This is a genomic window from Methylibium sp., assembly GCF_031393925.1.
Taxonomy (GTDB): Bacteria; Pseudomonadota; Gammaproteobacteria; order Burkholderiales; family Burkholderiaceae_C; genus Methylibium.
Map to the genome: position 1 here is coordinate 1 of NZ_JANMWL010000137.1, position 21,309 is coordinate 21,309.

At 69.4% G+C, this 21,309-nt stretch carries 20 protein-coding genes; 13 read left to right on the top strand and 7 right to left on the bottom strand.

Translation table 11 applies throughout. The features are described from left to right. Positions 1-129 precede the first annotated feature (129 nt). The 3 genes from RMO12_RS07970 (at position 130) to RMO12_RS07980 (ending at position 3,070) form a co-directional block, all read left to right on the top strand. Positions 130-1,272 (top strand): acyl-CoA dehydrogenase family protein, encoded by a 1,143-nt coding sequence (locus tag RMO12_RS07970; protein ID WP_309638882.1) that lies wholly within the window; start codon positions 130-132, stop codon positions 1,270-1,272. A gap of 91 nt (positions 1,273-1,363) precedes the next feature. Continuing rightward, entirely contained in the window at positions 1,364-2,098 is a 735-nt protein-coding gene (locus tag RMO12_RS07975; RefSeq protein ID WP_309638883.1) for a 16S rRNA pseudouridine(516) synthase, read from the top strand. Positions 2,099-2,200: 102 nt separating this feature from the next. Beyond that, complete coding sequence (locus RMO12_RS07980; protein ID WP_309638884.1) at positions 2,201-3,070, top strand: SMP-30/gluconolactonase/LRE family protein; 870 nt, start codon at positions 2,201-2,203, stop codon at positions 3,068-3,070. 30 nt (positions 3,071-3,100) lie between these two features. Here RMO12_RS07980 and RMO12_RS07985 read toward each other — a convergent pair whose 3' ends face one another. Further along, positions 3,101-3,907, bottom strand: coding sequence for an alpha/beta fold hydrolase (locus RMO12_RS07985; protein ID WP_309626510.1), 807 nt, complete (start codon positions 3,905-3,907; stop codon positions 3,101-3,103). Positions 3,908-4,044: 137 nt separating this feature from the next. On the opposite strand from RMO12_RS07985, the gene RMO12_RS07990 reads away from it, so the two are divergent. Then, positions 4,045-5,496: an amidohydrolase family protein gene (locus RMO12_RS07990; protein WP_309638885.1), complete on the top strand. Its 1,452-nt coding sequence runs from the start codon at positions 4,045-4,047 to the stop codon at positions 5,494-5,496. Positions 5,497-5,565: 69 nt separating this feature from the next. Here RMO12_RS07990 and RMO12_RS07995 read toward each other — a convergent pair whose 3' ends face one another. After that, complete coding sequence (locus RMO12_RS07995; RefSeq protein WP_309638886.1) at positions 5,566-6,195, bottom strand: response regulator; 630 nt, start codon at positions 6,193-6,195, stop codon at positions 5,566-5,568. Further along, the gene (locus RMO12_RS08000) at positions 6,192-7,571 is read right to left on the bottom strand and encodes a sensor histidine kinase (protein ID WP_309638887.1); all 1,380 of its coding nucleotides are present in this window, start codon (positions 7,569-7,571) and stop codon (positions 6,192-6,194) included. The genes RMO12_RS07995 and RMO12_RS08000 overlap by 4 nt, the downstream gene beginning before the upstream one ends. A gap of 219 nt (positions 7,572-7,790) precedes the next feature. On the opposite strand from RMO12_RS08000, the gene pqqA reads away from it, so the two are divergent. From pqqA to lspA, 6 genes are all read left to right on the top strand, one after another. Then, the gene (gene pqqA / locus RMO12_RS15970) at positions 7,791-7,865 is read left to right on the top strand and encodes a pyrroloquinoline quinone precursor peptide PqqA (RefSeq protein ID WP_405029643.1); all 75 of its coding nucleotides are present in this window, start codon (positions 7,791-7,793) and stop codon (positions 7,863-7,865) included. 178 nt (positions 7,866-8,043) lie between these two features. Further along, a complete protein-coding gene (locus RMO12_RS08005; RefSeq protein ID WP_309626508.1) occupies positions 8,044-9,114 on the top strand; it encodes a bifunctional riboflavin kinase/FAD synthetase in 1,071 nt (356 codons plus the stop codon). Positions 9,115-9,202: 88 nt separating this feature from the next. Then, positions 9,203-12,199: an isoleucine--tRNA ligase gene (gene ileS, locus RMO12_RS08010; protein ID WP_309638888.1), complete on the top strand. Its 2,997-nt coding sequence runs from the start codon at positions 9,203-9,205 to the stop codon at positions 12,197-12,199. A 21-nt stretch (positions 12,200-12,220) separates the two neighbouring features. Further along, positions 12,221-12,445, top strand: a complete 225-nt coding sequence (locus RMO12_RS08015; RefSeq protein ID WP_309638889.1) for an addiction module protein — start codon at positions 12,221-12,223, stop codon at positions 12,443-12,445. A 120-nt stretch (positions 12,446-12,565) separates the two neighbouring features. Beyond that, positions 12,566-12,751: a hypothetical protein gene (locus RMO12_RS08020; RefSeq protein ID WP_309624988.1), complete on the top strand. Its 186-nt coding sequence runs from the start codon at positions 12,566-12,568 to the stop codon at positions 12,749-12,751. Positions 12,752-12,760: 9 nt separating this feature from the next. Beyond that, positions 12,761-13,255: a signal peptidase II gene (lspA, locus tag RMO12_RS08025; RefSeq protein WP_309638890.1), complete on the top strand. Its 495-nt coding sequence runs from the start codon at positions 12,761-12,763 to the stop codon at positions 13,253-13,255. Positions 13,256-13,338: 83 nt separating this feature from the next. On the opposite strand, the gene RMO12_RS08030 is transcribed toward lspA, so the two are convergent. After that, positions 13,339-14,337, bottom strand: coding sequence for a quinone oxidoreductase (locus tag RMO12_RS08030; RefSeq protein WP_309638891.1), 999 nt, complete (start codon positions 14,335-14,337; stop codon positions 13,339-13,341). A gap of 62 nt (positions 14,338-14,399) precedes the next feature. On the opposite strand from RMO12_RS08030, the gene RMO12_RS08035 reads away from it, so the two are divergent. The 3 genes from RMO12_RS08035 (at position 14,400) to RMO12_RS08045 (ending at position 18,269) form a co-directional block, all read left to right on the top strand. Then, positions 14,400-14,708, top strand: coding sequence for a putative signal transducing protein (locus RMO12_RS08035; protein ID WP_309624991.1), 309 nt, complete (start codon positions 14,400-14,402; stop codon positions 14,706-14,708). 58 nt (positions 14,709-14,766) lie between these two features. Continuing rightward, a complete protein-coding gene (locus RMO12_RS08040; RefSeq protein ID WP_309638892.1) occupies positions 14,767-15,705 on the top strand; it encodes a DMT family transporter in 939 nt (312 codons plus the stop codon). A gap of 131 nt (positions 15,706-15,836) precedes the next feature. Then, positions 15,837-18,269: an EAL domain-containing protein gene (locus RMO12_RS08045; RefSeq protein WP_309638893.1), complete on the top strand. Its 2,433-nt coding sequence runs from the start codon at positions 15,837-15,839 to the stop codon at positions 18,267-18,269. Here the strand turns inward: RMO12_RS08045 and RMO12_RS08050 are convergent. The 3 genes from RMO12_RS08050 to RMO12_RS08060 all read right to left on the bottom strand — a co-directional run. Continuing rightward, positions 18,266-19,048 (bottom strand): SDR family oxidoreductase, encoded by a 783-nt coding sequence (locus RMO12_RS08050; protein WP_309638894.1) that lies wholly within the window; start codon positions 19,046-19,048, stop codon positions 18,266-18,268. The genes RMO12_RS08045 and RMO12_RS08050 overlap by 4 nt on opposite strands. Positions 19,049-19,080: 32 nt before the next feature. After that, positions 19,081-19,992, bottom strand: coding sequence for a DMT family transporter (locus RMO12_RS08055; RefSeq protein ID WP_309638895.1), 912 nt, complete (start codon positions 19,990-19,992; stop codon positions 19,081-19,083). Positions 19,993-20,029: 37 nt separating this feature from the next. Continuing rightward, positions 20,030-21,309, bottom strand: a 1,280-nt coding sequence (locus tag RMO12_RS08060) for a gamma-glutamyltransferase (protein WP_309638896.1), incomplete at its 5' end; no start/stop codon positions are given.

Below are 21,309 nucleotides of genomic sequence, written 5' to 3' on the forward strand. Positions count from 1 at the left end.
CGGCGGCAGCAACGAAGTGCAACGCAACATCGTCGCGCAAACCGTGCTCGGTTGACGCTCCCTTCCCCTTCCCCTGTCCCTTGCCTCCGAGAGGGAGGGAGTTCCAGTCAGAGTGACGAGGGTATCAAGATGGATTTCGACTTCAGTGATGACCAGGCCTTGCTGCGCGACGCGGTGCGGCGCTGGGTGGACAAGGGCTTTTCCTTCGAGCGCCGCCACGCGCTGGCCAAGGCCGGCGGCAAGACGCGCGCGGTCTACGGTGAACTGGCCGCACTCGGCCTCGTCGGCCTGGCGGTGCCCGAAGCGCACGGCGGCATGGGCCTGGGCCCGGTCGATGCGATGGTGGTGATGGAAGAACTCGGCCGCGGCCTCGTGAACGCGCCCTACGCGCAAGGCGCGCTGATCGCGCCGGCCCTGCTGTCGGTGGCACCGCCCGACCTGCAGGCCGCCTGGCTGCCGAAGATCGCCGACGCGTCTGCCCTCGTCGTGCTGGCACACCAGGAGCGCGGCGCGCGCTATCACCTGCACCGTGTGGCCACGCGCGCCATGCCGGCCGGCAGCGGCTGGACGATCGACGGCGCCAAGAGCGTGGTCGCGGCCGGCGACGAGGCCGATGCCTTCATCGTGCCGGCGCGCACCGACGCGGCGGTGGGCAGCGACGGCCCGCCCGAGGGCATCGCGCTGTTCCTCGTGGAGCGGCGCGCTGCGGGCGTGGCGGTGCGCGGCTATCCGACGCAAGACGGCGCGCGTGCCGCCGAAGTCGTCTTCACGGCAGCTAAGGCCGCGCTGATCTCGAGCGATGGCCTGGCGCTGCTCGAACATGCGCAAGACATCGGCATCGCCGCGGCCTGCGCCGAAGGCGTCGGCCTGATGGAGCAACTGCTCGCGATCACCGCCCTCTACATGAACACGCGCAAGCAGTTCGGCGTGGCCATTGCCAGCTTTCAGGCGCTGCGCCACCGCATTGCCGACGTGAAGATGCAGCTCGAGCTGGCGCGCTCGATGAGCTACTTCGCCACGCTCAAGCTCGGCGAGGAGCCGGCCGCGCGGCGCCGTGCGCTGTCGCAAGCCAAGGTGCAGCTCGGCCGCTCGATGCGCTTCGTCGGCCAGCAGTGCGTGCAGCTGCACGGCGGCATCGGCGTGACCGACGAGTACATCGCCAGCCACTACTTCAAGCGCCTCACCGTGCTGGAGATGAGCTTCGGCGACACGCTGCACCACCTCGGCGAGGTGAGCGCGCGCATGCAGGACACGGCGGGCGTGTTTGCGTGAGCCTTCACGGCCGCCGCGCAGCCCCTCAGCCCAGCCCCCTGCCTAACGGGGCGCGGAAGTCACTCGAAGCGCCCTATCCATCGGAGCATCCATGCGCTGGTCGCAACTGCTGTTCACCCAGGGCTTCGGCACGCGCCGCGCGTGCGACGCGCTGGTACACGCCGGCCTCGTGCGCCACGCGGGCCGCGCGATCGACGATCCGGGTGAAACGATCGACCCCGTCGAGGGCCTGCTCTTCGAGGTGGAAGGCCGCGCGTGGCCTTATCACGAGCGCGCGCTGATCCTCATGCACAAGCCGCCCGGCTACGAATGCTCGCAGCGGCCCGGTGCTTCGCCTTCCGTGATGACCCTGCTGCCCGGTCCGCTGCGCCTGCGCGGCAAGGGCGGCGTGCAGGCCGTGGGCCGGCTCGACGTGGACACCACCGGCGTGCTCCTGCTCACCGACGACGGCCCCTTGCTGCACCGCCTGACCTCGCCCAAGCACCACGTGCCCAAGGTCTACGAGGTGACGGCCAAGCACCCGGTCAGCGACGAACAGATCGAGCAACTGCGAAAGGGCGTGGTGCTTGATGACGACCCCGCGCCGGTGCGCGCCGCGGCCGCCGAACGCACCGGCGAACAGGCGTTGCGCCTGACGCTGACCGAAGGCAAGTACCACCAGGTCAAGCGCATGCTGGCGGCGGTGGGCAACCGCTGCGAGGCCCTGCACCGCAGTGCAATCGGCGCGTTGGTGCTGCACGACGAGCTGCGGCCGGGGCAGTGGCGCTGGGTCAGCGACGAAGAGCACGCGCGGCTGACGGGGCGAGGGGCGGACTCGAGCGCCTGACGAAAGCTCTTCATGGACGCAGCCCGCGGCAATGCGGATACGCTGCACCTCCTTGAAGGGCGCCGGTCAATGCGGCGGCCCACGACAACCCGGGAGAACAACATGCCTCACGCTCGCGTGAACTTGCAGCACCTGATCGCAGCGCTGGCGCTGCTCACCGCAGGCAGCCTCGTCGTGGCCGACGAACCACGCACCGTGCATGGGCTCACCAGTCCCGAGTCCGTGCTCGTTGGCGCCGACGGCCGTATTTACGTCTCCGAGATCGGCGGCTTCGGCAAGGACGGCGACGGCCGCATCGCCGTCATCGACGCCACCGGCAAGCTCATGCCCTTCGTCACCGGCCTGGACGACCCCAAGGGCCTGGCCGCCCACAAGGGCTGGCTGTATGTCGCCGACAAGACAGGCGTCATCAAGATCGACCGCCAGGGACGGACCTCGGTGCTGGCGCAGGCGAGCAACTTCCCGCAGCCGCCGCGCTTGTTGAACGATCTCAGCGCCGACGACGACGGCAACCTCTTCGTGTCGGACACCGGCGACCTACAGGGCGGCGGCAAGGGCGCCATCTTCCGCATCACGCCGCAAGGCAAGGTGACGCTGCTGGTATCGGAAGCACAGAACCCGGCGATCAAGAATCCCAACGGCCTGCTGTGGGAGGGCAAGGACCGGCTGCTGGTGCTCGATTTCGCGACCGGCGAGCTGCTGCGGCTCAATACCAAGACCGGCGCGACCGACAAGCTCGCGGACGGGTTCGGCGGCGGCGACGGCCTGGCGCGCGACAAGGCGGGTGTGCTCTTCATCTCCGACTGGACCGGCGGCCGGGTCTTCAAACTCGATCTGCGCCAGCCCGGCGCCAAGCCGCAGCCGTATGCGCAGACCTTTCAGTCCGCCGCCGACATCACGCTATCGCGAGACGAGCGTTTCATCCTCGTGCCCGACATGAAGGCCGGCACGCTGGTCTGGTTGCCGAAGTAGGCCGCGAGCACCGGGGGCACGCTCGTCGCATCACGAGGGCGCGGCCGGCGTGGCGACCAGAAAGGCGATCGCCTCACGCCACCAGTGCGCATCGACGCGCACGGCCCAGTCGCTGTGGCCGGACGCGGCAACGAGCGCGAGCCGCTTGGGCCCGCCCAGGCCTTCGTGCAGCGCCAGACCGCGCGCGGCAGGAACGACGCGGTCGTGCTCCGCCACCACCACCAGCACCGGCCGCTCGAACGCAGCCAGGTGCGCGGCGCTGTCGTAACGGTCGCGCAGCAACCACCGCACCGGCAGCCATGGGTAGTGATGGGCGGCCACGTCCTCGAGCCGGTTCCACGGCGTGATCAACATCAGACCGGCGATCAGCTCGCGCTGTGCGGCAGCGGCCCGTGCCGCCACCCCCGCGCCCAGCGATTCGCCGATCACCAGTACGGGTGCGCCGTGCAGCCGGTGCGCCAGCGCAATGGTCGCTTCGGCGTCGGCCACCAGGCTGGTTTCGCCGAGCGCGCCGTCGCGTGAGCCGTAGCCCGGATATTCGGCCAGGATCACGCGCAGCCCGAGCCGCTGCAGCGCATCGCCGTAATGCGCCCGGTGGCCGGCATGGCCGGCGTTGCCATGAAACACGATGACCGTGCCGCGCACCGCGCCGCTCGGCTGCATCACGAAGCCGCTCACCTCGTCGCGGCTCGGCCACGGCTGCAAGCCGGTGGCAAGCAGCGCCTCGACCGATGCACGCTCGGGCAGGTAGAGCAAGCGGTGCTGCAACAAGCCCACGCCGGCCACCACCACGAGATAGAGCGCCACGAGGCCCAGCAGCACAGCGGTCAGATACATCATCGTGCCGATCATCGGTTGAAAACGTCGGCGTCGCTGCGCTCTCTTGCCCGCTTCTTGCCCGCTCCTTGCTCCTTGGCAACCCGGGCGCAGCGGTCTAAGGTAGGCAGCCCGCCCGCCCAAGGAGCAAGACCGCCATGCGCTCGCTGCCCGACCCCGATCCCTGCTGCCTGCCGATCAAGCTCGACGCCACCTCCAACGGCGAGTTCGCGCCGGTCGCCCTGGAAGCCGCCGCACGACATGCGCGCGCGCTGGCGCTGGGCGCGCTCGGTGACGCGGCGCGGCGGCTCGGGCAGTCCCGGCGCCGCTACCTCGCATCGCTGCTCGGCGCGGCCGCCACCTTGGCGTCCTTCAACCGTGCCTTTGCGGCCGCGGGCCGGCGCGGCGGCAGCTATGCGCTGGCACCCGAAGCGCCCTTCGAACTGGCGGCGGCACAGGCGGCGCTCGGCGGCGACGAGTTCATCTTCGACGTGCAGCTGCACCACGTGAACCCCAAGGGCGCGTGGCGCAAAACCGCCGGGCCGAACGCCTTCAAGGGCATGCCCAACAGCCGCTGCGGCAAGGACGATCACATCGAATGCTTCTCCAGCGGTGCGCTCCTGAAGGACGTGTTTTTCGACAGCGACACCGCCATGGGCGTGCTCTCGCACGTGCCGGGCGCCAGCGACGCCAACCCGCTGGACTTCGAGGCGGCCGGCGCCACGCGCTCGGCCGCGCAGGCGCTCGACGGCAGCGCGCGCCTGCTGCTGCACGGCCGCTGCATGCCCACCCTGGCGGGCGAGCTGGAGGGCATGAACGCGCAGCAGGCCCGCTTTCCCGTCGCCGCCTTCAAGACCTACACGCAATTCGGACCCCCAGGCGGCGCGGCCGGCTTCTTCCTCGACGACGAGCGCTACGGCACGCCCTTCATCGAGCGCGCACGCAAGCTCGGCGTGCGCAACATCGCGGTCCACAAGGGCCTGCCGTTCGGTCCGCGCGGCCTCGAGTACTCGACCGCGCGCGACATCGGGCCGGCCGCAAGGCGCCATCCCGACATGAACTTCCTCGTCTACCACTCGGCCTTCGACACTGCCGTCAAGGAAGGGCCTTACGACGCGCGCTCCAAGGCCGGGGTCGACGGGCTGGTGCGCTCCATGCTCGACGCGGGGAAGCCGCGCAACGTCTATGCCGAACTCGGCAGCACCTGGCGCTTCGTGATGCGCGATCCCGACCAGGCCGCGCATTTGATGGGCAAGCTGCTCGAGACCTTTGGCGAGGACCACATCCTGTGGGGCACCGACTCCATCTGGTACGGCAGCCCGCAGGACCAGATCCAGGCGTTTCGGGCCTTCCAGATCAGCCCCGAGTTCCAGCAGAGGTTCGGCTACCCGGCGCTCACCGCAGCGATCAAGCGCAAGATCTTCGGCCTGAACGCCGCGCGGGTGTATGGCCTCGCGCCGGAGGCGATGCGCAAGCGGCTGGCCGGCGACGCGGTGCAGAAAGGCAAGACCGACTACCTCGACGATCCGCGGCCGGCGTTCACCACCTACGGTCCGCGCACACGCGCCGAGTTCCTGGCCTTTCGACGGCTGCAGGGCGCACTGCCGTAGCGCTTGCGTCGAGCGTTGACCGCGGGAGACGGGTTCTTCATTCATCCAACGGCCATCGAACTGTCTGCGCTATGCCTGGATCAGCCCCCAGCGCAGCGCTACCAAGGTGATCTCGCTCTGGTTGCTCGCACCCAGCTTTTGCTTGATGTGATAGAGGTGCGTGCCCACCGTGCTGGGCGAGAGTTTCAGGTGCTCGGCGATCTGCACCACGGTCGCGCCGCGCGCGAGCTGGATGAAGACCGAGAACTCGCGCTCGCTCAATGATTCGGCGGGGCTCGCCTCGCCGTCGAGCTGTGCCATCGCCAGCCGCTGCGCGGTCTGCGCGTCCAGGTAGCGCTCGCCGCGCGACACCGCCGTCACCGCCGCGATCAGCGCCTCGGGCGCGCTGCGCTTGGCCAGATAGCCGAGCGCGCCGGCCTTGAGCACGCGCTGCGGGTGCGCGGTGTCTTCATGCGCCGAAAGCACCAGCAGCTTGAGCTTGGCATCCTGCGCGAGCAGCCGGCGCACCGCTTCGAGCCCGCCCATGCCGGGCATGGACAGGTCCATCACCACCACGTCGGGCTTGACCTTGGGCACCATCTGGCAGGCCTCTTCGCCGCTCTCGGCCTCGGCCACGACCTCGATCTCGGCATTGGCCAGCAGCATGCGAAAACCCATGCGCACCAGCGCATGGTCGTCGACCAGCATCACGCGGATCATGTCGCTTCCTCCAGCGGCGCCGGGCTGAACGGCAGCCACACCTGCAGTCGTGCGCCGCGCGGTGCGGCGTTGGCGATCGAGAGGCGCCCGCCGAGCACCTCGACTCTTTCTTGCAACCAGCGCAGGCCGTAGTGGCCGCCATCCTCGGCGGTCTTGTCGCGCCAGCCGGGTGCGAGACCCTGGCCGTCGTCGCGCACCTCCAGCCGCGCGCCTTCGTCTTCGGCACGCAAGCTCACCCGCAGGCTCTTCGCCTGGCCGTGGCGCAGCGCATTGGTCAGGCCCTCCTGCGCCGCGCGGTAGAGCGCAAGCGTGGCCTCGTTGCCGAGCTGCACATCGCCGAGCTGCAGCTCGAGCGCCACGCTCGCCTGCGGCTGACTCACGCGCGTGCGCTCGACCAGGTCGCGCAGCGCATCGGCCAGGCCGAAGGCGTCCAGCACCAGCGGCGCCAGCCGCGGGATCAACCCGTGCATGGCGTCATAGAGGCGCGAGCTTTCTTCGGCGATGACGGTGGCGGCCTTCTCGGCCTGGTCGTCGCGCCCGGCGCTGCGCTGCGCGATCGACAGCGCCAGGCTGCGGATCGCGGTGACCGACTGGCCCAGCTCGTCGTGCAGCTCGCGGGCGATCAGGCGGCGCTCCTGCTCGAGGTGGCGGTCGATCCAGTGCGCCAGCTGGCGCCGGTCCGACAGCTCGCGCTCGGCCTCGCCGGCACGCCGTTCGGCTTCGAGACGCGCGCCCACGCCGTCGACCATGCGGTTGAAGGCGGCGCCGATCGCGGCCGCCTCCGTGCCCGGCAACACGGGCAGCTTCACGTCAAGCTCGCCAGCCTCGATGCGGCCGAGCGCCGCCACGATCTGCCCGAACGGCTTGACGGTGCGGCCCACCATCCAGAAGACGACGACGTTCACTGCCACCAGCAGCGACAGCGCCGCCACGCTCAACTCGAAGAACTGGTCCCAGGCGTCGACCACCGCGCGCGTGGCGTTGGATTGCACCACCAGCCGACCGTCGGGAAAGGCGATCGACTGCGTGGAGGGCGGCGGCCCGACCAGTTGCGCAAACCAGCCCGGCGCATCACGCCCGACCTTGTAGGGCGAAGGCGGAGATTCGTAGAGCAGCCGGCCCTCGGCGTCATAAAGCGCGATCTCGTTGGAGCGCACCCGCCCCAGGCCCTGCAAGAAGCCCACCATCGCGGGCGTGCCCTGCGCGGCCTGCAGCCACACGGTGCGGTTGAGCAGCTGCGAGGCCACGCGGTTGGCCGCCACCACCTCTTCGCGCACCGAGTCGCGCATGTTGCCGAGCTGCAGCCCGATGACGGCGCCGACGAACAGCGTGACGAGCACGCCGACGATCAGGTGGATCTTCAGTCTCAGACTCATGCACGGCCCTTTGGCGGCGATGGTATAGAGCCCGCACGGCCGCACCGGGACCCAGCGGCGGCTATTCATGAAATTCATGAGCCCAGGTTCAAGACCGGACGGCTGCCCAAGGGCGGCCGGCGCGCGCAACATTGCTCATGAGTTGACGGAGTTCTGCAAGACGCACCGCCCACTTCGCGACCCGCCCGGATGTCGCGCCACCCCGAAGGAGACCTCACCATGCAATGGCAAAAACCCCAAGCGACCAACCTGCGTTACGGCTTCGAAATCACGATGTACATCTCGGCTCGCTGAACCGAGCTCACCAGCGCGGCGCTCGTCGCACCGGTCAAGAAAAGCCCGCCCAGCGCGGGCTTTTTTGCGTTTGGCCGGCGGCGTTTGCTGTCGAAGCCCCGACTTCCACGGCCGCGCTCTCATCCGTCCCCGCTCGCGCCGGTGCGCGATTCCCCCCGGCGCCTCGCGATAATCAGCGATGCAAGTCTTTCGCGGTCTGCACCATGCCAAGCTGACGCAGGCCGGCCCGTCGGCCGTGACGGTCGGCAATTTCGACGGCGTACATCGCGGGCACCAGGCGATGCTGGCGTTGCTGAAAAGCGAGGCCGAGCACCGCGGGCTGGTCGCCACCGTGCTGACCTTCGAGCCGCATCCACGCGACTTCTTCGCAGCACAGGCCGGCACGCCGGAGCGGGCGCCGGCACGCATTGCGACGCTGCGCGACAAGCTCGGCGAGCTCTCGCGCTGCGGCATTGACCGCGTGGTGGTGATGCCCTTCGACGCGCGCTTTGCCGGCCAGAGTCCGCAGGCCTTCATCAACGACGTGCTGCTTGGCAGCCTCGACGCGCGCTATGTGCTGGTGGGCGACGACTTCCGCTTCGGCGCGCGGCGCGCCGGCGACTACGCCATGCTCGACCTTGCCGGCGAGGCGAGCGGTTTCGATGTGGCCCGCATGATGAGCTACGAGGTGCATGGCCTGCGCGTTTCCAGCTCGGCCGTGCGCGAGGCGCTGGCCAGTGGCGACATGGCGCTCGCCGCGCGGCTGCTGGGGCGACCCTACAGCATCAGCGGCCATGTCGTGCATGGCAGAAAACTCGGCCGCGCGCTGGGCGCGGGCGCGGCGGGCGACGACGGCTTTCGCACGCTCAACCTGCGCTTCCCGCACCGCTTGGCCGCCGCCAGCGGCATCTTCGTGGTGCGCGTGCAAGGTCTTGGGTCCGAAACGCTCGACGGCGTAGCCAGCCTCGGCGTACGACCGACGGTGGAAAACGCAGGCCGCGTGCTGCTCGAAGTGCATTGCCTGGACTGGCCCGCGAGCCTCGGCGCCGAGGGGGGCTACGGTAGACTCGTTCGGGTGGAACTGCTGCACAAACTGCGCGACGAAGCCCGCTACGACGGGCTTGCTGCCCTCACCGCCGCCATTGCGCGCGACGTGAGCGAAGCGCGCACCTGGCTGGCCGCCGCCGCCATTGGCAGCGCCGCTCTTGCCATTGGTTCGCACGCCGCCGAGCTGCGCCAGACCACCCGCGACCGAATTCGGGGCTCGTGACCCGCGAGCCCCGGCGCGCACCGCAAGGTGAAGCGCCGGCCGAGTACCCCCGCCGCGCGCAGCGTTCGCGCGGCGCGCCGAGAACGTCATGAGCACCGAAGCACAGCCCTCCCCCGCCAGCACCCCCGTCGATTACCGCGCCACGCTCAACCTGCCCGACACGCCCTTTCCGATGCGCGGCGATTTGCCCAGGCGCGAGCCGGCTTGGGTGGCTCAGTGGGAGCAGCAGGGCCTCTACCAGCGCCTGCGCGACGCCCGCATCGGACGGCCGCTGTTCGTGCTGCACGACGGACCGCCCTACGCCAACAACAAGATCCACATCGGCCACGCCGTCAACAAGATCTTGAAGGACATGATCGTCAAGGCGCGCCAACTGAACAACTTCGACGCGCTCTACGTGCCCGGCTGGGATTGCCACGGCCTGCCGATTGAAAACCAGATCGAGAAGAGCCACGGCCGCGGCCTCTCTCGCGACGAGGTGCAGGCCAGGAGCCGCGCCTACGCCACCGAGCAGATCGCGCAGCAGATGGCCGACTTCAAGCGCCTGGGCGTGCTGGGGGATTGGGAGCACCCGTACCGGACCATGGACCACGGCAACGAGGCCGGCGAGATCAGGGCCTTGAAGCGGCTGGTCGAGCGCGGGTTTGTCTACCGCGGCCTGAAGCCGGTGTACTGGTGTTTCGACTGCGGCTCTTCGCTGGCGGAGTTCGAGATCGAGTACGCGGACAAGCCGTCGCCGACGGTGGATGTGGCGTTTCTCGCCGCGCAGCCTGGGCGAGTGCTGGAAGCCTTCGGCTTGGTGGGCGGCCCCGCCCCCGTCAAACCGATCTTCGCAGTGATCTGGACCACCACGCCGTGGACCCTTCCATCCAATCAGGCGCTCAACCTCAACCCCACGCTGGACTACTCGCTGGTCGACACCGAGCGTGGCGTGCTGTTGCTGGCCAGCGCACTGGTAGAGACGTGCCTGGCGCGCTATGGGCTGGCCGGAGCGGTGTTGGCAAGCACCCAGGGCCGTGCGCTCGATGGCATCAACTTTCACCACCCGCTCAGCCACGTCGATGCCGGCTACGCGCGGCTGTCTCCGGTCTACCTGGCCGACTACGCCACCGCCGAGGACGGCACCGGCATCGTCCACTCGGCGCCGGCCTACGGCGTGGAGGACTTCAACTCCTGCGTCGCGCATGGCATGAGCAGCGACGACATCCTCAATCCCGTGCAGGGCAACGGCGTCTACGAGGCGGTGCTGCCGCTGTTCGGTGGACAGTTCATCTGGAAGGCCAACCCGCTCATCATCGAAGCCTTGAAGAACGCCGGGCGGCTGCTGGCAACTTCCAAACTCGACCACAGCTACCCGCATTGCTGGCGCCACAAGACGCCGGTGATTTACCGTGCCGCGGCGCAGTGGTTCGTGCGCATGGACGAGGGCGAGGGCGTGTTCACGCTCGACAAGCCGGTGCAGACGCTCAGGCAAACGGCGCTCGCCGCGATCGACGGCGACACCAGCCGCGGCCAGCCAGCGACCGCCTTCTACCCAGAGAACGGCCGCGCCCGCCTGCGCGACATGATCGCCAACCGGCCCGACTGGTGCATCAGCCGCCAGCGCAGCTGGGGGGTGCCGCTGCCCTTCTTCCTGCACAAGGTGAAGGGCGAACTGCACCCCGACACGATGGCGCTGATGGACCGCGCCGCGGCACTGGTGGCAGAAGGCGGCGTCGAGGCCTGGGCACGGCTCGATGCCGCCCAATGGCTGGGCGCGAGCGGCGAACATTCGGCACAGGCGTATGCCAAGAGCAGCGACATCCTCGACGTCTGGTTCGACTCCGGCTCCACCTTCTTTCACGTGCTGCGCGGCTCTCACGAGGGCACCGCCGCAGACGGCAGCCCGAGCGGGCGCCACGCCAGCGGCCCCGAGGCCGACCTCTACCTCGAAGGCCATGACCAGCACCGCGGCTGGTTCCATTCTTCTTTGCTCATAGCCTGCGCCATCGAGGGCCGCGCGCCCTACCGCGGCCTGCTCACCCACGGCTTTGCCACCGACGGCCAGGGCCGCAAGATGAGCAAGTCGCTGGGCAACGGCGTGGAGCCGCAGCAGGTGAGCAACAAGCTGGGCGCCGAGATCATTCGCCTGTGGGTGGCCGCCACCGACTACTCTGGCGACCTCAACATCGACGACAAGATCCTCGCGCGCGGGGTGGATTCGTACCGCCGCATCCGCAACACGCTGCGCTTTTTGCTGGCCAACACGTCGGACTTCAATGCGGCCGCCGATGCGGTGCCGCTGGCCGATATGTTGGAGATCGACCGCTGGGCGCTGGCCCGCACCGCCGAGCTGCAGGCCGATATCCTGGCTCACTACGAGGTCTACGAGTTCCACCCGGTGGTCGCCAAGCTGCAGGTCTTCTGCAGCGAAGACCTGGGCGCCTTCTACCTCGACGTGCTCAAGGACCGGCTCTACACCACCGCGCCCAAGTCACTCGCGCGGCGCAGCGCGCAGACGGCGCTCTGGCAGATCACCCACGCGATGCTGCGCTGGATGGCGCCGTTCTTGAGCTTCACCGCCGAGGAGGCGTGGGCGATCTTCGCGCCGGGGCAGTCGGTGTCGATCTTCACCGAGACCTATGCGGAGCTGGCGGCACCGGACTCGGCGCTGCTCGCGAAGTGGGGCAGGATTCGCCAGATTCGTTCATACGTGTTGAAAGATATCGAGGCGCTCCGAGCTTCGGGTTCGGTGGGGTCGTCACTTCAAGCGGTCGTCTATATCGCAGCTCCTGAGCGGCAGCCACACCCGATCGCGGTAAAGCCGACGGGTCGCGATGAATCGTTCGACTGGACCGGCGGTGACTACGAAACCCTGGCGTCCTTGGGTGATGATTTGAAGTTTGTGCTCATCGTCTCTGCCGCAAGCCTGTCGAAGGACTTGAAAGGCTACGGGAAGATTGCCGTGGCCGCTGCCACGGCTCCCAAGTGCGCGCGCTGCTGGCACTACCGCGACGACGTCGGCATCGACCCCGCCCGCCCGACGATCTGCGGGCGCTGCGTGAGCAACCTCGACGGCCCCGGCGAGACGCGTAAAGTGGCTTGATAGCCCGCGAAGGTAGCGACCATGACCCATCCGTCCCCCGAGTTTTCCCACCTGTTCGATCTGCCGCTCGCGGAGCGCCTGCAGTTGGTCGAAGACCTTTGGGACAGCATCGTCGGCGAGCGCGCGAACGAGCCGGTCCCCGAACGGGTACTGATCGAACTTCGGGAACGCAAGGCTCGCTACGACGCCAATCCGTCGTCGGGCGTGCGCTGGGATGAGGCGCAGCGGCGCCTGCGCGAAAGCTGATGTTGCGCGAGCTGGTTCTCGCGCCCGAGGCCTTCGACGACTTGCGCAGCGCCTACCGGTGGTATGAAGAGCGGCGCAGCGGCTTGGGCCTTGCCTTCGAGCAAGCCATCGAAGCCGCGAATGTCGCGCATCCAGCGGTCACCCGACGGCCACCCTGAAGTCGCCGCCCCGTTTCGGCGGGCGATCGTTCGCCGCTTTCCGTTCGACCTGTACTACACCTTCGATGACCGACAAGTTGTCGTCGTTCTCATCTTCCATACGGCGCGCGACCCGGCCACCATCCTGCGCCGGCTCGGCAAGCACTGAACTCCTCCAATGGCCTCTCGCAGCAATTCCATCAGCGCCAGCCTCCTCACCTGGCTGGCCATCGCCCTCATCGTGATCGTGCTCGACCAGTTCACCAAGACGCTCATCCTGGGCTACTTCCAGCTCGGTGATGCGCGGCCGGTGACGGGCTTCTTCAGCGTCGTGCGTGTACACAACAGCGGCGCGGCGTTCAGCTTCCTGGCCGGCGCCTCGGGCTGGCAGCGCTGGTTCTTCGTGGCGCTTGGCAGCGTGGCCGCCGTCTTCATCGTCTGGATGCTGCGTCGCCATGGCCACCAGCGCCTGTTCGCGTGGGCGCTCTCGCTCATCCTCGGCGGCGCGGTCGGCAATGTGATCGACCGCCTGCTGCACGGCTACGTGGTCGACTTCCTCGACTTCCACCTCGCCGCTCGCCACTTCCCGGCCTTCAACGTGGCCGACGCCGCCATCAGCGTGGGCGCCGCGTTGCTGATCTTGGACGAGCTGCGGCGCGTGCGGCGGGGCTGAGCGGGCGTCGGGCGGCCCCCATCCCGGCCTTCCCCCAGAGGGGGAAGGAGCCCTCGGCTCGCAGGCCGCAGGAGCCCCTTGGCTCAGGGCAGCAGCACGCTGCAGCCGGTCGTCTGCCGTCCTTCCAGGTCGCGGTGCGCCTGCGCCGCGTCGGCCAGCGCATAGCGGCGCTCGACCGGGATCTTCACCTTGCCGCTGGTGACCGCCTCGAACAGGTCGTCGGCCATCACCTGCGTGCTCTCCCGCGTGGCGATGTGGGTGAAGAGGGTCGGGCGCGTCACGTAGAGCGAGCCCTTGGCACCGAGCGTGCCCAGGTTCAGCGGCGCCACCGGCCCGGAGGCGTTGCCGTAGGTGACGAGCAGGCCGAAGGGCCGCAGGCAGTCGAGCGACTTGTCGAAGGTGTCCTTGCCCACCGAGTCATAGACCACCTTCACACCGCGGCCCGCGGTGATTTCCTTGACGCGGGCGACGAAATCCTCGCGGCTGTAATTGATCATGTGCTCGGCGCCGTATTTGATCGCGAGCGTGCATTTCGCGTCGCTGCCGGCCGTGCCGATAAGCCGGTAACCGAGCGCCTTGGCCCACTGGCAGGCAATCAGGCCCACGCCGCCGGCCGCGGCATGAAAGACGATGAAGTCGCCCGGCAGCAACCCGCCCTGCGGCAAGGTCCGCTTGAGCAGGTACTGCGCGGTCAGGCCCTTGAGCATCATCGCCGCGCCGCTTTCGAAATCGATCGCGTCGGGCAGCTTCACCACGCACTTGGCCGGCATCACCCGCGCCTGGCTGTAGCTGCCGGGCGGCGGGCTCGCATAGGCGGCGCGGTCACCGGCTTTGAGGTGCAGCACGTCGGCGCCCACCGCCTCGATCACGCCCGCGCCTTCCATGCCGAGCGTCAGCGGCATCGGCAGCGCGTACAGGCCGCTGCGCTGGTAGATGTCGATGTAGTTGACGCCGCAGGCGTGGTGGCGGATGCGCACCTCGCCCGGCCCCGGCTCGCCCACGACCACGTCGACGACGTGCAGCGCATCGGCGCCGCCGGGCTGGGAAATCTGGATCGCTTTGACGGTCTGGCTGGTGCTCATGCGGCGCTCCTCGTGAAGCCGGAATTGTCCGGTATCGTGCCAGCCACTTTGCCTGCCTGCCGATGCGCCGCCTTCGCACTGCCCCCAACCTCGCCATCGCCACGCTGTGGGCCGACGTGCTGTGCCAGAGCGGCATCGATGCGAACGTGCAGCGCGCCTTTGCCAGCAGCATTGCCGGTGAGATTCCGCCCGACCAGTCGCAACCCGAGGTCTGGGTACTCGACGACGCGCAGCTCGAGCCCGCCCGCGCCCTGCTCGACGCGCTCGAGCGCAGCCCGCAGCGCCTGTGGGTCTGCACCGCCTGCGGCGAAAGGGTCGAGGGCCCGTTCGAACAATGCTGGAACTGCGGCGCCTTGATGCCGGCGCCGTGAATCGCGGCGCGTCGTCCTCGAAGCCCCCGGCGCCCTGGCCCGCCCCGGCTCCCTCTTCATGCACCTGACCCCCAAGACCGCCCTGCTGATGAGCCTGCCGCCGCTGCTGTGGGCCGGCAACGCCGTGCTCGGGCGCATGGCGGTGGGTAGCGTGCCGCCGCTCACGCTCAATGCGATGCGCTGGTTGCTCGCGTTCCTGCTGCTGCTGCCGCTGGGCTGGCGCGTGCTGCGTACGCCGCGCGAATTGCTCGCGCGGTGGCGTCATCTGCTGCTGCTGGGCACGCTCGGCGTGGGCCTGTACAACGCCCTGCAGTACCTGGCGCTCGTCAGCTCCACGCCGATCAACGTGACCATCATCGCGGCGAGCATGCCGGTGTGGATGCTCGCCGTCGGCGCGCTGTGCTATGGCGTTCGTCCGCGCCGCAACCAGATGGCCGGTGCCGTGCTGTCGCTGGCCGGCGTGACCTTGGTGATCGCACGCGGCGAGCTGGCCTCGCTGTCGCGCCTGCAGTTCGTGGCGGGCGACCTCTACATCGTTGTCGCCATCATCGGCTGGTCGTTCTACAGCTGGATGCTGGCGCACCCGCCCGCGCACCTGCGCGGCGAGGGCCGGCCGCTGCTGCGCGAGACGCCGACCGCCGCGCCCCGCGGATGGAACTGGGCCGAGATGCTGCTCGTGCAGGTGCTCGCGGGCCTGGCGTTCGCCGGTGGCGCCGCCGCGCTCGAGCAGGCGGCGGGCGCCAGCCCGATCCGCTGGAGCGGCTGGGTGCTGGCAATGCTCGCCTTCGTGGCAATCGGGCCGTCGCTCATTGCCTACCGCTGCTGGAGCCTGGGCGTCGCGCTGGCCGGGCCGACCGCCGCGTCGTTCTTCAACAACCTCACGCCGGTATTCGCGGCGCTGCTCTCGGCAGCGCTGCTCGGCGAGCCGCCACGCCCGTATCACGCGGGGGCGTTCGCACTCATCGTGGCCGGCATCGTGGTCTCATCGCGGCGCTAGTCACGGCGGCACCGACCGTCGTTGCAATCCAGCGCGATCTTCGCCACCACTCGGGGCGCAGGCGCGGCACCGTCCTAGGGATGGGCCGCAAGAGTCCGATCGCTATGATTCAAACCCCTTCCAGGCGTCGCATGCAGACCTCGCGAAACTTCGGCCTTCCCCTGGCGCACGACTGGCATCGGCTGCCCGGCATGATGATGGCCCTGTCGGCCGAGGCCCGGCTGCTGGCGCTCAACGATGCGCTCGCGGCCTGCACCGGCTGGCAGAGCGATGCCGCCAGCGCCAACGGGGAAGGCGGTGCCTGGCTCGAGCAACTGGCGCCCGCGTCGCGCAGCGCTCTCATGGCGGCCCTGGAGCCGGCCTGTGCGCCCACCCTGCCCGCGGCGCCGCGCTTTCGCGTGGAGCTGCAGTTCCAGCGCGACGGTGGCGCAGCCGGCTGGATCGAGTGCCAGGGCTGCTGGAACGCCGAGCACCAGGTCTGCCTGTGCGTGCTGCACGACCTTTGCGCCAGCAAGCTCGGCGAGCAGGCGCTGCGCGCGCAGACCACGCAGCTGCGGCTGCTGGCCGACAACGTGCCGGCGCTCATCGCCTACTACGAGCGCGAGGAATTCCGCTGCACCTTTGCCAACCGTCACTATGCGCAGGCGCTAGGCTGGACCACCGCGAGCATCCTCGGGCGCACCGCCGCCGAAGTCGTCGGCGAGCGCGGCTGGCAGCAGATCCGGCCCTACATCGAGGCGGTGGTGCAGACACGCCGCCAGGTGTCCTACGAGCGCGAGCTGCGCGACGCCACCGGCCAGAAGCAGTGGCTCGAGGTCGACGTGCTGCCCAACCTGGGCGATGGCGGCGAGCTCTACGGCGCCTTCGTGCGCGTCACCGACATCACCAAGCACCGCCTGGTCGAGCGCGCCCTGCGCGAGTCCGAGCAGCGGCTGGCGAGCTTCATGGACGCCAGCCTGGAGGGCATCCTGTTCCACCGTGACGGCGTGGTGCTCGACGTGAACGGCCCGATCTGCGACCTCACCGGCTACACGCGCGACGAGATGATCGGTCGGCGCGCCCTCGAGTTTGTCGCCCCCGACCACGTGGCCCGGGCGCAGCAGGTGCTCGTCAGCGGCACTGAGACCCGCTACGAAAGCGTGGCGCTCGGCAAGGACGGGCGGCGCGTGCCGGTGGAGGTGATCACGCGCTCGATCCGGCGCAACGGCGAGCCCCTGCGGCTGGTGATCGTGCGCGACATCCGCGAGCGCCTGGCGGCGCAGTCGCGCATCCATCACCTGGCGCACCACGACGCGCTCACCGGCCTGCCCAACCGCGCGGCCTTCGTGCAGCAGCTCGAACAACTCACCGGCTCGCACCGCGCCGACGACGCGCAGAGCGCGCTGCTGTTCATCGACCTCGATCACTTCAAGCGCGTCAACGACTCGCTCGGCCACCTGGTCGGCGACCTGCTGCTGCAGACCGTCACGGCGCGCATCACCGACTGCCTGCGCACCGACGACTGCGTGGCGCGCTTCGGCGGCGACGAGTTCATGGTGCTGCTGACCGGGGTGACCGACCGCGCGGTGGTCGAACAGGTGGCCGGCAAGCTGCTCGCGGCGATCGAGGCGCCGCTGGACGTCGGCGGACGGCCGATCTCGGTGTCACCTTCGATCGGCGTGGCGCTCTTTCCCGAGCACGGGCGCACGCCCGCCGAGCTGATCCAGCACGCCGATGCGGCGATGTACCAGGCCAAGGCACGCGGGCGCGCCACCATCCGCTTCTTCGACCCCGACCTGGCCAGCGCCGCCTACGCCGCGCTCGTCATCGAAGGGCAACTCTCGCAGGCGCTCGCGACCGGCGCGTTCGAGCTGCACTATCAACCGCAACTGCGCGCCCGCGATGGCCGGCTGGTGGGCGTGGAGGCGCTCATCCGCTGGCACCACCCCGAGCGCGGCCTGCTGCTGCCCGACGACTTCATCCCGGTGGCCGAGCAGCGCCGGCTGATGCTGCCGATCGGCCACTGGGTGCTGCGCGAGGCGCTGCGGGCCGCGCGCGGTTGGCATGCCAGCGGGCTGGCGCTGCCGGTGTCCGTCAACCTGTCGAGCATGCAATTCCAGCAGCGCGGCTTTGTCGACGGGCTCGCGCAACTGCTCGAGCAAGAGCAGGCCAGCGGCGGCTGGCTCGAGCTCGAACTGACCGAGCGCATGCTGATGGAAGACCTGGACGAAGTGAAGGCGGTGCTCGGGCGCCTCCGCGCGCTGGGCATCCGCATCTCGATCGACGACTTCGGCACCGGCTACTCCTCGCTCGGGCACTTGAAAGAGCTGCCGATCGACAAGGTCAAGATCGACCGCTCCTTCGTGCAAGACCTGCCCGGCAGCCCTGACGCCTGCGCCATCGCGCGCGCCATCGTGCAGCTCGGCCACAGTCTGGAGCTGGTGGTCGTCGCCGAGGGCGTGGAAACCCAGGCGCAGGAGCACTTCCTGCGCGAACTGGGTTGCGACGAACTGCAGGGCCTCTTGATCAGCGCACCGCTCACGAGCGAAGCGCTGCAACGCTGGGCGGCGCGGCGGCTGCGCTAGAACGTCCCCGGATAGGCCCCGCCGTCCATCAGCAGGTTTTGCCCGTTGATGTAGCCGGCCTGCGCGCTGCACAGGAAAGCGCACGCCGCACCGAACTCGGCCGGCTGGCCGAAACGCCGCGCCGGGTTCTGCAGGGCGCGCCGCGCCATCAGCTCCTCGACCGAGAGGCCACTCGCCGCAGCGGCGCCCTGCATCGTCGCGGCCAGGCGGTCGGTGACGAACGGGCCCGGCAGCAGGTTGTTGATCGTCACGTTGCGGGCCACCGTCTGGCGCGCCAAGCCGGCCACGAAACCGGTCAACCCGGAGCGCGCGCCACTGGACAGACCCAGCGAGTCGATCGGCGCCTTGACGGCCGCGGAGGTGATGTTGACGATGCGACCGAAGCCGCGCGCCATCATCGCGTCGACGGTGGCCTTGATCAGCTCGATGGGCGTGAGCATGTTGGCGTCCAGCGCCGCGATCCACGTGGCGCGCTCCCAGTCGCGGAAATCGCCGGTCGGCGGGCCCGCGGCGTTGGTGACCAGGATGTCGACCCGCGGGCAGGCGGCGAGCGCCGCGCTGCGCCCCTCGGGCGTGGTGATGTCGCCCACGACGGCGCGCACCTCGACCGCCGGGTTGGCGCGCCGCAGCGCCTCTGCCGTGGCCTCCAGCGCCTGGGCGCCGCGCGCGGTGATCACCACGCTGACCCCCTCGCCCACCAGCGCCTCGGCGCAGCCCTTGCCGAGCCCCTTGCTCGCCGCGCACACGAGCGCCCATTTACCGCTGATGCCCAAGTCCATGCTTGTCTCCCCGTTTCGTGAAGGCCGGCGCTTCAGCGCCACTTTGCCAGCAAGCCGATCCCCGCCAACACCAGCACCGTGCCCGCCGCCACCCAGGCCGTGAACGGCTCGCCGAGGATCGCCACGCTCATCAGCACCGTGCTCATCGGCCCGACCATGCCGACCTGCGCGGCCAGCGAGGGGCCAATGCGCTCGATCGCCATCATCACCATCAACACCGGTGCCACCGTGCAGACGGTGGCGTTGAGCAGTGACAGCGCCACGGCCGCGCCCGGCACGGCCAGCGCCACGTCCAGCGAGCGCAGCACGAAGAACTGGCCGATGCACAGCGCGCAGGCCACCGTGCTGGCCAGGCCGACCAGGCGCAGCGCGCCCAGGCGCCGCACCACCTCGCCGCTGTAGGCGAGATAGACCGCATAGCTCACCGCGCTGGCGAACACGAGCACCGCGCCGAGCACCGCATGCGGCCCCTGCGCGCCCACCTCATGGCCGAACACCAGCGCCACGCCCGCGTAGCTCACGCCGATGGCAACGAACTGCCGCGCACTCACGCGCTGGCCGAAGCGCAGCACGACGAGCGCGAGCACCAGGGTCGGGTTGAGGTAGAGGATCAGCCGCTCCAGGCTCGCGCTGATGTACTGCAGGCCCAGGAAGTCAAGAAAGCTCGCCAGGTAATAGCCGCTCACGCCGAGCAGCGCCACCATGCGCTTGTCCTCGGTCGTCAGACGCGGTTTGCCGCGACTCGCCCACCACGCCATCGCCAGGAAGAACGGCAGCGCAAACAGCATGCGCAGGAACAGCACGGTGACCGCGTCGAGGCCCTGCAGGTACAGCAACTTGGCGACGATCGCCTTGCCGGAAAAGGCGATGGCCCCGACCATGGCGAGCGCCAGGCCGGCCCAAGGCAGGCCGGCGCCCGCACCGCCGCCGCTGCGCGCCGTCATGTCGGGTCGTGGTCGGGCTGACCGCGACGCGCCCGCACTAGAACCCCACCGCCTGCCCGTCGCGTCGCGGGTCGCTGGCGGCGACATAGCCTTCGCTCGCCGGCTCGCCCAGGCGCCAGATGAACTGGCCGGCGCCGAAGTCCTGGTAGTGGTCGTCGATGACTTCCACGCGGTGGCCGAGGGCGGCGAGGCCTTGCACCGTGGCCGGGTCCATGCCGGCCTCGACGTTGATCTCGAGACCGGCGTTGTAGCGCCAGCGCGGCGCGTCGCAGGCGGCTTGCGGTTGCTGGTGGTGGTCGAGCATGCGCACGACGGTCTGCAGGTGGCCCTGCGGTTGCATGTTGGCGCCCATCACGCCGAAGGCCATCACCGGCTGGGTGTTTGGCATTGCTCCCTCCCCCGCGGGCACAAGGAGTGAAGGCCGGGTGAGAAAGGCGGGGATGATGGTGTGGAAGGGCCGCTTGCCCGGTGCCACCACGTTGCAATGTGCGGCGTCGAGATGAAACGCGTGGCCGCGGTTTTGCAGACTCAGGCCCCATTCGGGCAGCACCACGCCGGAGCCGAAACCCATGTAGTTGCTCTGGATGAAGCTCACCATCATTCCCGACTCGTCGGCGGTGCAGAGGTAGATGGTGCCGCCCTTGGCCGGGTTGCCGGCGCCGAAGTCCTGCGCGCGCTTGGGGTCGATGAGCCGGGCGCGGCTTGCGAGATAGGCGTCGCTCAGCAGTTCCCCTGCGTTGCAGCGCATGCTGCTCGCTTCGGCGACGTGGTGGTAGACGTCGGCAAAGGCCAGCTTCATCGCTTCGATCTGCAAATGCTGCGAGGCCACGCCATCAAGCGGCAGCGACGCCAGGTCGAACCGGCCCAGGATGCCGAGCGCGATCAGCGCCGCGATGCCCTGTCCGTTGGGCGGTATCTCGTGCAGATGGTGGCCGCGATAAGCCTGCGCGATGGGCTCGACCCATTCGGGCCGAAAGCCCGCGAGGTCGGCCACGGTGAGGGCGCCGCCTTGCTCGCGCGCGGCACGCGCGAGCGCCTCGGCGATCTCGCCTTCGTAGTAGCTGCGCCCCGCACTCGCCGCGATGGCGCGCAGCGCCCTGGCCGCGCCCGGCATGCGAAACAACTCGCCGACCTCGGGCGCACGACCGCGCGGCAAGAAGGTCTCGGCAAAGCCCGGCTGCGCCACCAGTGCCTCGACCTTCGCCGCCGCGGCCCACTTCTGCTGCACCACCACCGGCACGGCATAGCCGCGCTCGGCGATGTCGATGGCCGGCGCCAGCAGCTCGGCGAAGGGCAGCTTGCCGAAACGCTCGCTCA

Coding starts and splice junctions, on each gene's coding strand:
- RMO12_RS07970 (WP_309638882.1), top strand. CDS start 130: ATGGATTTCGACTTCAGTGATGACCAGGCCTTGCTGCGCGACGCGGTG.
- RMO12_RS07975 (WP_309638883.1), top strand. CDS start 1,364: ATGCGCTGGTCGCAACTGCTGTTCACCCAGGGCTTCGGCACGCGCCGC.
- RMO12_RS07980 (WP_309638884.1), top strand. CDS start 2,201: ATGCCTCACGCTCGCGTGAACTTGCAGCACCTGATCGCAGCGCTGGCG.
- RMO12_RS07985 (WP_309626510.1), bottom strand. CDS start 3,907: ATGTATCTGACCGCTGTGCTGCTGGGCCTCGTGGCGCTCTATCTCGTG.
- RMO12_RS07990 (WP_309638885.1), top strand. CDS start 4,045: ATGCGCTCGCTGCCCGACCCCGATCCCTGCTGCCTGCCGATCAAGCTC.
- RMO12_RS07995 (WP_309638886.1), bottom strand. CDS start 6,195: ATGATCCGCGTGATGCTGGTCGACGACCATGCGCTGGTGCGCATGGGT.
- RMO12_RS08000 (WP_309638887.1), bottom strand. CDS start 7,571: ATGAGTCTGAGACTGAAGATCCACCTGATCGTCGGCGTGCTCGTCACG.
- RMO12_RS08005 (WP_309626508.1), top strand. CDS start 8,044: ATGCAAGTCTTTCGCGGTCTGCACCATGCCAAGCTGACGCAGGCCGGC.
- ileS (WP_309638888.1), top strand. CDS start 9,203: ATGAGCACCGAAGCACAGCCCTCCCCCGCCAGCACCCCCGTCGATTAC.
- RMO12_RS08015 (WP_309638889.1), top strand. CDS start 12,221: ATGACCCATCCGTCCCCCGAGTTTTCCCACCTGTTCGATCTGCCGCTC.
- RMO12_RS08020 (WP_309624988.1), top strand. CDS start 12,566: ATGTCGCGCATCCAGCGGTCACCCGACGGCCACCCTGAAGTCGCCGCC.
- lspA (WP_309638890.1), top strand. CDS start 12,761: ATGGCCTCTCGCAGCAATTCCATCAGCGCCAGCCTCCTCACCTGGCTG.
- RMO12_RS08030 (WP_309638891.1), bottom strand. CDS start 14,337: ATGAGCACCAGCCAGACCGTCAAAGCGATCCAGATTTCCCAGCCCGGC.
- RMO12_RS08035 (WP_309624991.1), top strand. CDS start 14,400: ATGCGCCGCCTTCGCACTGCCCCCAACCTCGCCATCGCCACGCTGTGG.
- RMO12_RS08040 (WP_309638892.1), top strand. CDS start 14,767: ATGCACCTGACCCCCAAGACCGCCCTGCTGATGAGCCTGCCGCCGCTG.
- RMO12_RS08045 (WP_309638893.1), top strand. CDS start 15,837: ATGCAGACCTCGCGAAACTTCGGCCTTCCCCTGGCGCACGACTGGCAT.
- RMO12_RS08050 (WP_309638894.1), bottom strand. CDS start 19,048: ATGGACTTGGGCATCAGCGGTAAATGGGCGCTCGTGTGCGCGGCGAGC.
- RMO12_RS08055 (WP_309638895.1), bottom strand. CDS start 19,992: ATGACGGCGCGCAGCGGCGGCGGTGCGGGCGCCGGCCTGCCTTGGGCC.